This is a genomic window from Bacillus sp. AK128, from assembly GCF_053903075.1.
Genome location: NZ_CP096379.1, coordinates 2,887,110 through 2,899,913, shown reverse-complemented (window position 1 = coordinate 2,899,913; position 12,804 = coordinate 2,887,110). Strand labels below are relative to the sequence as shown.

The following is a 12,804-nucleotide window of genomic DNA, read 5'->3' as shown; positions in this document are numbered from 1 at the left end:
ATTAGGTGATAAAATGAATAGACTAGGAGTTAGGAGTGGATTTTTTTGCTAACTAGCATGACTGGTTTTGGGCGTGTACATAAACAGTTTTCTAATTATTCCATTACGGTTGAGATGAAATCTGTCAATCATCGGTTTTGTGAAGTAACTATACGAATCCCTAGGCAAATGATGCTTGTTGAAGAGAAGATCAAAAAGATCATTCATACATATATCCAACGAGGCCGAGTCGAGGTATTTGTTAGTATTGAAGGGAATGTTCTTTCTTCTAAGGAAATACAGGTTGAATGGGACTTACTTGATCAATACTTCCAAGCACTAGATAAGGCGCGGCAAAGATACGAATTACCAGGTGAAGGCATAAAACTTGCTGATTTATTCAAACATCCCGAATTCACAACAATTGTGGAAAAGGAAATGAGTCATCCGGAGTTGGAACAGGATTTGTTAGAACTGGTCGAACAGACGGTAGTTCAGCTGAAAGAAATGAGACTTGAAGAGGGTAAAGGATTATTAGTGGATATTACAAGAAACCTTGAGTCCATTCAGGAAAGTTGTCAACAGGTGGAAGGTCTAGCCCCAAAGGTAGTCACTCAGTATAGAGAACGATTGTATAAAAAAATTGCAGAGTATTCAGAAGGACTTGTTGACGAGACAAGACTTCTAAATGAAGTAGCTATTTTAGCCGACAAAATTGATATTAATGAAGAACTGACAAGGATTAATAGTCACCTCTCTCAATTTTACAAGACAATTGATGGTGAGGAACAGGTAGTAGGTCGTAAACTGGACTTTTTAGTCCAAGAATTGAATCGTGAAATTAATACGATTGGTTCAAAAGCAAACGATGTTCATATAGCTGAACAAGTTGTAAACATGAAGACAAAGCTCGAAAAGATTAAAGAACAAGTGCAAAACATTGAATAGGGGCTTATAATCCTTGTCAAACAAGGTTAGAATAGATTAGTGACTTTAGGAGGAACAAATGAGTATAAAGCTAATTAATATAGGTTTTGGGAACATCGTATCAGCTAATCGTATCATTGCGATTGTTAGTCCTGAATCTGCTCCCATTAAAAGAACGATTCAGGAAGCTAGAGACAGAAGTATGCTGATTGATGCTACATACGGTAGAAGAACAAGAGCTGTTATTATCACAGACAGTGAGCATATTATTTTATCTGCTGTGCAGCCGGAAACTGTTGCACAAAGATTTGTAAATAAAGAAGATTTATCTGATGAAGGGTAGGTACATTTAACTGATGAATGAAAGAGGGTTACTAATTGTTCTTTCCGGACCGTCTGGTGTTGGTAAAGGAACTGTACGAAAAGCAATCTTTAATCAAGAGGATACAAGGCTTCAATACTCTATTTCAATGACTACCCGAAGTCCACGCGAAGGTGAAGTAGATGGGGTTGATTACTTTTTTAAATCGCGGGAAGAGTTTGAGAACCTCATTCAAAAAGATAAGCTGCTGGAATATGCTGAATATGTAGGAAACTACTATGGGACCCCAGTTGACTATGTAGAGGAAACTTTGCAAAAAGGTCAAGATGTTATGTTAGAAATAGAAGTTCAGGGGGCTTTGCAAGTTCGTAAGGCGTTTCCAGAAGGACTTTTTATTTTCTTAGCTCCACCAAGCTTAAATGAACTGAAGAGTCGAATTCAAACAAGAGGTACCGAATCAGAGGATTTAATTAATAACCGAATGACGGTAGCCAAGGAAGAAATTGAAATGATGGATGCCTATGACTATGTAGTTGAAAATGACAGGGTAGAACTTGCTTGCGAACGAATTAAATCGATTGTTGTCGCTGAGCATTGTCGTCGTGAACGTGTTGCCAATCGATATAAAAGAATGCTGGAGGTAGAATAATATGTTATATCCATCAATTGATACGTTAATGAATAAAGTAGATTCTAAATACAAGTTGGTTACGGTTGCTGCTAAGAGAGCTAGAAATCTTCAGAATAAGCACTCGTTAATGCTAGATAAAACTGTTTCTCATAAATATGTAGGTAAAGCATTAGAAGAGATTTCAGCAGGATTATTAATGGCAAAAGCACACCAAGCGAAAACGATTGAAGAAGAGACACAAGAATTCTTACGATAACAACCTAGAAGATAGGTTGTTATTTTTTTAAAATAGAGAAAAGTTTTTTTGCAGAAAAGCTGAGAAGTGGTCACATTTCAAAGCACGGCTTTGCGCTCTTCGTTTTTGGTCTAGCTCAATCGCAGGTCCAAGGAACATTTACTATGCCTGAGGCTAACCAGGGCGCTTGCGCTTTTAGTGTTTGTCTAGCTCCAGCACCCAGCCCCTCGAGGTCAAATAACCCTTGGACAAATAAAAGGAAAAACCACCTTTTCTTTGCCCAAGGAACATTTGCTATGCCTGAGGCTAACCTGGGCGCTTACGCTTTTAGTGTTTGTCTAGCTCCAGCGCCCAGCCCCTCGAGGTCAAATAACCCTGAAAGAATAAAAGGGGAGTGCATCCTTTTCTTCTTTCAGGAACATTTGCATGTCGGGGCTAACCAGGGCGCTTGCGCTTTTCTATTAAGGGGGATCGATTATGAAAAAGAATATTTTATTGTGTGTGAGTGGAGGAATAGCTGTTTATAAGGCAGCGGCTCTGACTAGTAAGCTTGTTCAAGCTGGTTTTCAAGTGAAGGTGATTATGACTGAATCAGCAACTGAATTTGTGACACCTTTAACGTTCCAAGCTTTATCTAGAAACCCTGTGTTTACTGATACATTTGATGAAAAGGAACCGAGTGTTATTGCTCATATCGATTTGGCTGATTGGGCTGATTTAATAATAGTTGCTCCTGCGACTGCTAATATAATAGGGAAACTTGCGAACGGGATTATTGATGATATGCTGACAACGACAATCAGTGCTACAAAAGCTCCAGTTTGGATTGCCCCTGCTATGAATGTTCATATGTATGAAAATGCGGCGGTCAAACGAAATATTGAGGTTTTATATCAAGATGGTTATCGGTTTGTTGAGCCTTCTGAAGGTTATTTAGCATGTGGTTATGTAGGAAAAGGTAGATTAGAAGAACCAGAAACGATTACTAGTCTAATTGTTGATTTCTTCACCCTACCTAACCCATTCTTAAAAGACTTATCGATTCTTGTTACGGCAGGACCTACTAGAGAAAAGCTTGATCCTGTTAGATTTTTCTCGAATTCTTCATCAGGGAAAATGGGCTTTGCGATTGCCGAGCAGGCTGCCAAACTAGGAGCTGCTGTTACCTTAGTAACGGGACCCACCCATTTATCTACATCATTAAATATTAATGTAGTAAGGGTAGAATCAGCAGAGCAAATGTATGAAAAGGTAATGGACTATTTCCCTCAGAGTGATATTGTTATCAAGTCGGCAGCTGTCGCAGATTACCGCCCAACTGATGTAGCCAATCATAAAATGAAGAAACAAGACGGACCATTATCTGTTGAATTTGAAAGAACGACGGACATTCTAAAAACTCTAGGTTCACTTAAAGAAGACAAGCTATTAGTTGGATTTGCTGCAGAAACTGATCACCTAGAGGAGTATGCAAAGAAAAAGCTTTACTCGAAAAATCTTGATCTTGTAGTGGCTAACAATGTCAACGAAGAAGGGGCAGGCTTTCAAGGGGATACTAATATCGTAACTTTGTTTGGAAGAGATGAATTTGTAAAACAGCTTCCTATGCTCAGCAAACAAGAAGTTGCACTAACTTTGCTTAAAGAGATTGAAAAGCTTTGGAGAGCGAAGCAATGAACATTGCAAAAGTAATTGTAGATGTTCCAGCAAGACAAACAGACCGGGCTTTTGATTATTTAATACCTGATGAATATCAAGGACTTGTTCAACCAGGAGTACGGGTGGTCGTTCCTTTTGGTCCAAGAACCCTTCAAGGTTTCGTAGTAGGGGTAGAATCCTCCTCCAATGTTGAAAAGCTTAAGGCGATTACTCAGTTATTAGATCTCGAACCAATTTTGAATCAGGAGTTACTACAATTAGGGAAATGGGTGACAGAACAAACCCTAAGTTATCAAATATCATCCTTTCAAGCGATGCTACCTGCAGCGTTAAAGGCAAAGTATGAAAAGGAGATAGAATTAAAAAGAGCGGATCAACTTATTTCCATGCCAGAGACTCTTCAGATTTTATTTAAAAATCGAACAACTATCCAATGGTCTGATATTGAGAATCAACACGGACTTTTGAAAACCATTCAGAAAGAAGTAAAGGATGGAAATCTAGAGATTAATTATGTAGTGAAATCTAGAGGGAAGAAAAAAACACAAAAGGTTCTCTTTTTACAAGTAAGTATAGAAAAAGCAAAAGAGATACGTGATACAATGCCTGCTCAGGCTGCACGTCAAAAAGAAGTGCTCGAATATTTTTTATCACAAAACATACAAGAAATACCACGAACATTAGTTAAACATGCTTTGTCAACGACCGATTCCCCGATAAAAGCCCTTATTGAAAAGGGAATCCTACTCGAGAAGGATATGGAAGTTTACCGTGATCCCCATCGAGATAAAGAATTTAAGAGAACTAAACCCTTACCTCTAACAAACGAACAATCAAAAGCCATCATACCTATCTTAGAATCTATTGAAAATAATCTGCATCAAACGTATTTATTATATGGGGTGACAGGTAGTGGTAAAACAGAGGTATACCTTCAATCAATCGATGAAGTATTGAAGAAGGGAAAACAAGCGATTGTTTTAGTTCCAGAGATTTCGTTAACACCACAAATGGTGGAACGATTTAAAGGAAGATTTGGCTCGAGTGTTGCTGTTTTACATAGTGGGTTATCTATAGGTGAAAAATATGATGAATGGAGAAAGATTTATCGTAGAGAAGTGAATGTAGTAGTGGGAGCTAGATCTGCCATTTTTGCTCCTTTCGAAAATCTAGGAATCATTATAATAGATGAAGAGCATGAATCAAGCTATAAGCAGGAAGAAAATCCGAGATATCATGCAAGAGATGTTGCGATATATCGTGGGGGATACCATAATTGCCCAGTCGTTTTAGGAAGTGCAACACCGACCCTCGAGACATTCGCTAGGGCAAATAAAGGGCTGTATAGTCTACTTCCCTTGACAAAGCGAATGCATGATAAGGGCATGCCAGAAGTTGAAATTATTGATATGAGGGAAGAGTTAAGAGAAGGCAATCGTTCCATGTTTTCTTCGCTACTTTTTGACAAGTTACAGGACCGTATTCAAAAAGGAGAACAGACTGTTTTATTTTTAAACCGTCGTGGATACTCAACATTTATTATGTGCAGAGATTGTGGGTTTGTGGTGACTTGTCCGGAATGTGATATTTCACTTACCTACCATCGAACTCAGCAGCTTGTAAAATGTCATTATTGTGGATACGAAGAACCGGTTCCAAAGAATTGTCCGACATGCCAGAGTGAACATATTCGTTTTTTTGGAACAGGGACACAAAAAGTAGAAGAGGAAATTGGAAAGCTTTTACCTGAGGCACGTATTATTAGAATGGATGTTGACACGACAAGTCGAAAAGGAGCTCATGAAAAGCTGCTTACTGCCTTTGGTGAGGGCAAGGCTGATATACTATTAGGTACACAGATGATCGCAAAAGGCTTGGATTTCCCGAGGGTGACTTTAGTTGGGGTGTTAACAGCTGATACCATGCTTCATCTACCAGATTTCAGGTCAAGTGAAAAAACCTTTCAGCTCTTAACTCAAGTGAGTGGGAGAGCTGGTCGACATGAACTCCCAGGTGAGGTAGTAATCCAAACCTATACTCCTGAGCATTATAGTGTAGAACTGGCAAGCCAGCATAACTACAAGGATTTTTATCTGAAGGAAATGGGAATGAGAAAGCTACATCAGTATCCTCCGTTCTTTTATGTTACGCTAATAACAGTTAGTCATCCAGAGCTTACAAAGGTTGTGTCTGTTACAGAAAAGATTTCTACCTATCTACGTTCAAATCTTTCAAATCAGACAATTGTCCTTGGACCTTCAGCTTCTCCGATTCCACGGATTAAAAATAGATATCGATATCAATGCATGATAAAATACAAGGATGAACCAAAGCTAAAGTCATACTTGAAGGAATTAATGGATCATTATCAGAAAGAAATTCAGCAAGAACTACAAATCACCATTGATATGAATCCCTATATGATTATGTAAGTGAGGAAAAGGCAACATGACAAAACTAAACATCCTGACCTATCCACACGAGAATCTTCAGACACGCTGTGATCAGGTTAAAAACTTTGATAAAACACTTAGAAAGTTATTAATTGATATGCGTTCGGCTATGATAGAAGCTGATGGGGTTGGTTTAGCAGCTCCTCAAGTTGGTATTGAAAAGCGTATAGCAATTGTTGAGAATGACGATGGAAATGTCATATCACTTATTAATCCTGTCTTACTAGAACAATCAGGAAGCCAAGTAGGTACAGAAGGTTGTTTAAGTTTTCCTGGGCTTTTTGGCGAAGTTGATCGTCCTAGTAAAATAAAGATACGGGCACAAGATAAATTTGGTAAGTATTTTACATTAGAAGCCAAGGATTTTTTTGCTCGTGTTATTTTGCATGAGATGGATCATTTAGAGGGTATTCTGTTTCCCTCAAAATCGATTACCTTATATAATGAAGAGCTGTCATAAAGGAGGACTTTGATGTTAAAGATTGTCTTTATGGGAACACCTGACTTTTCAGTCCCTGTTTTGCAGAGAATTTTAGAAGAAGGGTATGAAGTCATTGGTGTGGTTACCCAACCAGATCGACCAAAAGGAAGAAAACGTCAACTAACTCCACCGCCAGTAAAGGTTGAGGCGTTAAAGCACCAAATCCCTGTTTATCAGCCTGAAAGAATAAAAGAACAGTCTGAATATGAAAAAATTATAAACCTCGGTGCAGATTTAATTGTGACGGCAGCTTTTGGACAGATTTTACCAAAAGCATTACTAGAAGCACCAAGATTAGGCTGTATTAATGTTCATGCCTCTTTACTACCAGAGTTAAGAGGTGGAGCGCCGATTCATTATTCAATTATTCAGGGTAAAGAAAAAACAGGTGTGACCATTATGTATATGGTTGAAAAGCTTGATGCTGGTGATATTCTGTCTAAGGTGGAAGTGCCGATTTTAGAAGAAGACCATGTTGGAACTTTACATGATAAATTAAGTATAGCTGGAGCAGACCTATTGGCCAAAACGATTCCTTCTTTAATAGATGGAAGTATAAATCCAATTAAACAAAATGATGATGCTGCAACTTTTGCTTATAATATAAAAAGAGAGCAAGAACGCATTAATTGGGAGTATCAAGGTGAAGTTATTTATAATCATATTAGAGGCTTGCACCCTTGGCCAGTAGCCTATACATATCTTGAAGGTCAGGTAATAAAGGTGTGGTGGGGTGAAAAGCTTGACTCTCCATCAAGTGGAAAACCAGGTGAAGTCATTCGGATTGATGAAGACGGAGTTGTTGTAGCTACAGGAAATCAAACAGCGATCAAAATTACAGAACTACAGCCAGCTGGTAAAACAAGAATGAGTGGCGAACAATTTCTACGTGGAGCAGGAGCTGGTCTAACTGTAGGCATCATGTTAGGAGCTGAAGATGAAAACAACAGCACGAACTAAAAGTGTCCGAGAGGTAGTTATTGATTTATTAGTACAAATAGAAAAAAGTCAGGCATATAGTAATCTTTTACTCAACCAAGCAATCAAGCAACATCAAGTTAATCCAAAGGATACAGGACTGTTAACTGAAATCGTGTATGGTACATTACAAAGAAAGTTAACACTTGATTTCTTTTTAGAACCTTATATAAAAAAACAAAAAAAACTTGATGATTGGGTTAAGATTTTACTTAGAATAACGGTCTATCAAATGCATTATTTAGATAGAGTGCCTGATCGTGCAGCGATTTATGAAGCCGTAGAAATTGCTAAAAAAAGAGGTCATAAAGGAATTGCTTCAATGGTAAATGGTGTTTTACGATCTATTCAAAGAAATGACTTTAGGTCTTTTGATGAGATTCAGAATCCAGTTGAAAAATTAGCAATTGAGATGAGTTTTCCAATATGGATGGTTGCTAGATGGGTTAAACAATATGGTTTGGAAGAAACGAAAAAATTATGCGAAGAAACGTTGTTACCGCCAGTTCCTTCAGCTCGTATTAACAGCTCGTTAACAACAACTCAACAAGTTATAGATGAGCTGGAAGAGGCTGGAATTCAAGCTCGAACTGGGCACCTTTCTAAGGATGCAATCATTATTGATAAAGGTAATTTTGCCTATACAAGTGCCTATGAAAAAGGATTCCTTACTATTCAGGATGAAAGCTCGATGTTAGTAGGAAGAGCGCTAGGTCCAAAAGAAAATGATGTTGTCTTAGACAGTTGTGCCGCTCCAGGAGGTAAAACCACTCATATTGCTGAGTTATTAGAAAATACCGGTAAAGTTATCTCAGTTGATTTACATGATCATAAGGTCAAATTAATCAACGACCAAGTAAGGCGTCTCCAATTAACGAATGTGGAAACTATCGTAATGGATAGTAGAAGGCTTGATGAAAAGTACGAACCAGAGTCCTTTGATAGAATATTAGTTGATGCACCTTGTTCAGGACTAGGGGTTATTAGAAGAAAGCCAGATATCAAATATCAAAAAGTTGAGAACGATATTCAAAGCTTAGCTTCTATCCAATTGAAGATTTTAGAGGCGGTTGCTCCTTTGCTAAAAAAAGGTGGTACCCTTATATATAGTACATGTACGATGGATAAAGAAGAAAATGATGAAGTGGTAGAAAGCTTCCTTAAGACGCAATCTACTTTTGAGAGAGACTCATCATTAGCTGAACGGTTACCAGAGAAGATAAGAGGTAATGCTGAATATAACGGGGCACAAATTCAAATTCTTCCCCATCATTTCGGTACGGACGGATTCTTTATCTCATCTTTAAGAAAGCGGGTGTAATAGTGGAAAAGGAAATTCCAACAAAGACTAGACAAAAAAAAGAAGAGGAACAACAAATACCATCCATATATACTTTAAGGCTTGAAGAATTAGAGCAGTGGTTAAAAGATAACGGAGAACCTAAATTTAGAAGTACTCAAATCTTTGAATGGTTATATAGCAAACGAATCACATCTTTTGAAGATATGACCAATATTTCTAAATCTCTACAAGATAAGCTAAAGCAAGCATTTACTTTAACTACTTTAAAGACTCTGATCAAGCAGGAGTCTAAGGATGGGACCATTAAATTTTTATTCGAATTACACGATGGTTATTCCATCGAAACGGTATTAATGAGACATGAGTATGGAAATTCTGTATGTGTAACCACTCAGGTCGGCTGTCGAATCGGATGTACGTTCTGTGCTTCAACTCTTGGTGGTCTAAAGCGAAATCTCGAGGCTGGTGAGATTGTAGCTCAGGTAGTAAATGTACAAAAAGCATTAGATGAAACAGGAGAACGGGTTAGTCATGTCGTAATTATGGGTATAGGCGAGCCATTTGATAATTATGATGCCATGCTTTCATTTTTAAAGATTATTAATCATGAAAAAGCATTAAATATTGGGGCGCGCCATATTACTGTTTCTACAAGTGGGATTATCCCTAAGATTTACGCGTTTGCAGATGAACAATTGCAAATCAATTTTGCTCTTTCATTACATGCTCCAAACACCGAGTTAAGAAGTAAGCTAATGCCGATTAATCGTGCCTATAAACTAGATGATCTGATGAAGGCAGTTCGTTATTATGTCGATAAAACAGGAAGACGTATAAGCTTTGAGTACGGGTTATTTGGTGGGGAAAATGATTCAGTAGCTCATGCGGAAGAGTTAGCAAGTTTAATCAAGGGGATAAAGTGTCACGTTAACTTGATTCCAGTTAACTATGTGCCCGAACGTGATTATGTTCGTACACCAAAAGAGAAAATATTTGAATTTGAACGTACATTAAAAAAGCATGGTATCAATGTGACAATCAGAAGAGAACATGGCCATGATATTGACGCAGCTTGTGGACAATTACGTGCAAAGGAGCGTCAAGAGGAGACGAGGTGAAATATGAAGACGTTTTTTCTGACAGATAGGGGAAAAGTTAGACAGCACAATGAAGATCATGGTGGTATATTCTATAATCATACAAAACAAGTGTTAGGTGTCGTTGCAGATGGAATGGGTGGACACCGAGCAGGTGATGTAGCAAGTAAAATGGCGATTGAGTTGCTTGAGAAGGAATGGGTCGAAACTCAAACTATTCAAACTCCAGAAGAAGCTGAACAATGGTTAAAACGTCATGTTTTACAGGTTAATGAAAAGCTTTATAAGCATTCAAAGGAAAATGAAGAATGCGAAGGGATGGGGACAACCCTTGTTATCACGATATGTTTAGAGGAATTTATCACAATTGCTCATATTGGTGATAGCCGCTGTTATATTGTTGAAAATGATAAACTTCAGTTAGCAACGGAGGATCATTCACTAGTAAATGAGCTTGTTCGTTCTGGGCAGATTTCGAAAGAGGATGCGGAGTATCATCCACGGAAAAATGTTCTCCTACGCGCATTAGGAACAGATTTACACGTCCAGATGGATATTAAAACCTTGTCGAATGATTCAATTTCTTATATTATGCTATGTTCTGATGGGCTTTCCAATAAGGTCACTAACGATGAAATAATGGACGAGCTTCTAAAAGAGTATTCTATAGAAGAAAAAGCTACAGAGCTTGTTTCTTTAGCTAATGAACATGGTGGAGAAGATAATATTACACTTGTTTTACTAGATCTTAACAGCGTTCAGACAGAAAGTGGTGGACGTTAATGATCGGAAGAAGACTAAGTGGACGATATAAAATTATCGACACCATTGGTGGCGGGGGAATGGCAAATGTATACCTCGCACGGGATATGATTTTAGAACGGGATGTCGCTGTAAAGGTATTACGACCTGATTTCTCAAATGATGAGGAGTTTATTCGTCGTTTTCATAGGGAAGCACAGGCTGCTACAAGTCTTAATCATCCAAACATCGTGAGTATTTATGATGTTGGAGAAGAAGATAATATATTTTATATTGTCATGGAGCATGTGGATGGAACTACTTTAAAACAGTATATTCAAAAGTATGGTCCGCTTTCTAATGAAGAAAGTGTAAATATTATGGTTCAGTTAACGTCGGCACTAGCCAATGCACATGAGAATCATATTGTACATAGGGACATTAAACCTCAAAATATACTAATTGATGAAGATGGTGTCGTGAAGGTAACGGACTTTGGGATTGCAGTTGCGCTAAGCTCAACGACAATTACCCAAACGAATTCCTTTCTAGGTTCTGTTCATTATCTTTCACCTGAACAGGCAAGAGGTGGAATGGCTACTAAAAAATCAGATATCTATTCTTTAGGTATTGTCATGTTCGAATTATTGACAGGGAGAATGCCTTTCTTTGGAGAGTCTGCTGTTTCAATCGCTTTAAAGCATTTGCAAAACGATACCCCTTCACCGAAGCGTTGGAATCCTGCTATACCACAAAGTATTGAGAATATTATATTGAAGGCGACAGCAAAAGATACATTTCATCGTTACGATACAGTAGAGGCTATGGAAGAGGACTTACGAACTTCTTTAGAGCCTCATCGGTTAAATGAAGCGCCCTTTAGAGTACCAGTACTTGATGGAGACGTAACGAAAGCCATCCCAATCATAACTAGTGATAAATTATCAGAGAATACAAGTACGGAAGATACAATCGTTCATAAGGACGTGAAAGCCAAAAAAGAACCTAAGAAAAATCGCGGGAAAAAAATAGCTATTTGGGTAATTACCATATTCTTTTTGTTGGCTACCGCAGCGGTTGCTTCCATTACTATTATTCCGTCTTTATTATTACCAAAGGATGTTACCGTTCCGGATGTATCTAATCAAAATTACCAAACAGCCTATAAGGAACTCGACGCTTTAGGTTTACTAATAGCGGATGAATCAATTGAGGAATTTAATGAAGAGATTCCAGAAGGATCAATCATTCGAACTGTTCCTAATGCTGGTCAAATAGTGAAAGAAGGAAATGAAATCACTCTTTACATTAGTAAAGGGAAAGAAAAAGTAGAAATAGAGAATTATATAGGAAAGAATATTGATGATATTAGGGCTAGTATTGAATCTAAATTTAAACATGTTGTGATAAGAGAAGAGACGTCTGATGAGATTCCTGTAGGAGAAATCTACAACCAGTTTCCAGACTCAGGTGAATATGTCTTGGAGGAGACGGAGTTAATCATATATGTAAGTAAAGGTCCACCTTCATTTTCACTTCAGAATCTTGTTGGATATACTCTTGGGCAAGTAGATATCTATGTAGCTGAGAAGGGCTTAAATCTTGATGCAACACAAATGGCCTATTCAGAGGAATATGAGGAAGGTACTGTTATTTCTCAAAAGCCAGCTGCAGGACAAGATGTTAAACGCGGGGACAATATATCAATTGTTGTCTCAAGAGGGCCTGAGCAAAAGAACAAAACGGTAGAGGAAATTGTATTTGTTAAATATGAACCAGTTGAAGGCGAAGAAAACCAACCACATGAGGTCCAAATATATGTGAATGATTTAGATCATGATGGTGAAGTAGTTTTCTCAGATACAATTACAGCTGATTTGGAGTATAAACTTATATTAAATATTCCGTATAAGAAAAGTGCCTCCTACAAGGTCCAAGTAAATGGTAATGTAATTAATGAAGTGACTGTTCCCTATAAAGAAGAGTAATTCAAGGAGT

The 12,804-nt window shown here is 37.9% G+C and carries 12 protein-coding genes; all 12 read left to right on the top strand.

Translation table 11 applies throughout. The features are described from left to right. The first annotated feature begins 45 nt into the window (after window positions 1–45). The 12 genes from M1D60_RS14505 to pknB all read left to right on the top strand — a co-directional run bounded on the left by M1D60_RS14505 (window position 46) and on the right by pknB (window position 12,794). Window positions 46–927 carry a YicC/YloC family endoribonuclease gene (locus M1D60_RS14505; protein WP_456275550.1) on the top strand — a complete coding sequence of 294 codons (882 nt, stop codon included), beginning with the start codon at window positions 46–48 and terminating at the stop codon, window positions 925–927. 58 nt (window positions 928–985) lie between these two features. Further along, complete coding sequence (remA, locus tag M1D60_RS14500; RefSeq protein WP_163176774.1) at window positions 986–1,249, top strand: extracellular matrix/biofilm regulator RemA; 264 nt, start codon at window positions 986–988, stop codon at window positions 1,247–1,249. A 13-nt stretch (window positions 1,250–1,262) separates the two neighbouring features. Further along, the gene (gmk, locus tag M1D60_RS14495) at window positions 1,263–1,877 is read left to right on the top strand and encodes a guanylate kinase (RefSeq protein ID WP_456275549.1); all 615 of its coding nucleotides are present in this window, start codon (window positions 1,263–1,265) and stop codon (window positions 1,875–1,877) included. Window position 1,878: 1 nt separating this feature from the next. Continuing rightward, window positions 1,879–2,115 carry a DNA-directed RNA polymerase subunit omega gene (gene rpoZ / locus M1D60_RS14490; protein ID WP_456275548.1) on the top strand — a complete coding sequence of 79 codons (237 nt, stop codon included), beginning with the start codon at window positions 1,879–1,881 and terminating at the stop codon, window positions 2,113–2,115. 456 nt (window positions 2,116–2,571) lie between these two features. Beyond that, on the top strand, window positions 2,572–3,771 hold the full coding sequence (gene coaBC, locus M1D60_RS14485) for a bifunctional phosphopantothenoylcysteine decarboxylase/phosphopantothenate--cysteine ligase CoaBC (protein ID WP_456275547.1): 1,200 nt from the start codon (window positions 2,572–2,574) through the stop codon (window positions 3,769–3,771). Next, window positions 3,768–6,185, top strand: coding sequence for a primosomal protein N' (priA, locus tag M1D60_RS14480; protein ID WP_456275546.1), 2,418 nt, complete (start codon window positions 3,768–3,770; stop codon window positions 6,183–6,185). Before coaBC ends, priA begins: the two co-directional genes overlap by 4 nt. A 16-nt stretch (window positions 6,186–6,201) precedes the next feature. After that, on the top strand, window positions 6,202–6,666 hold the full coding sequence (def, locus tag M1D60_RS14475) for a peptide deformylase (RefSeq protein ID WP_456275545.1): 465 nt from the start codon (window positions 6,202–6,204) through the stop codon (window positions 6,664–6,666). Between the two features lie 12 nt (window positions 6,667–6,678). Continuing rightward, on the top strand, window positions 6,679–7,647 hold the full coding sequence (fmt, locus tag M1D60_RS14470) for a methionyl-tRNA formyltransferase (RefSeq protein ID WP_456275544.1): 969 nt from the start codon (window positions 6,679–6,681) through the stop codon (window positions 7,645–7,647). Beyond that, window positions 7,625–8,986, top strand: coding sequence for a 16S rRNA (cytosine(967)-C(5))-methyltransferase RsmB (gene rsmB / locus M1D60_RS14465; RefSeq protein WP_456275543.1), 1,362 nt, complete (start codon window positions 7,625–7,627; stop codon window positions 8,984–8,986). The genes fmt and rsmB overlap by 23 nt, the downstream gene beginning before the upstream one ends. Window positions 8,987–9,000: 14 nt before the next feature. Beyond that, entirely contained in the window at window positions 9,001–10,086 is a 1,086-nt protein-coding gene (gene rlmN, locus M1D60_RS14460; protein ID WP_456279455.1) for a 23S rRNA (adenine(2503)-C(2))-methyltransferase RlmN, read from the top strand. A 3-nt stretch (window positions 10,087–10,089) separates the two neighbouring features. Continuing rightward, entirely contained in the window at window positions 10,090–10,848 is a 759-nt protein-coding gene (locus M1D60_RS14455) for a Stp1/IreP family PP2C-type Ser/Thr phosphatase (protein WP_456275542.1), read from the top strand. Continuing rightward, window positions 10,848–12,794 (top strand): Stk1 family PASTA domain-containing Ser/Thr kinase, encoded by a 1,947-nt coding sequence (pknB, locus tag M1D60_RS14450; RefSeq protein ID WP_456275541.1) that lies wholly within the window; start codon window positions 10,848–10,850, stop codon window positions 12,792–12,794. The genes M1D60_RS14455 and pknB overlap by 1 nt, the downstream gene beginning before the upstream one ends. Window positions 12,795–12,804: the final 10 nt, after the last annotated feature.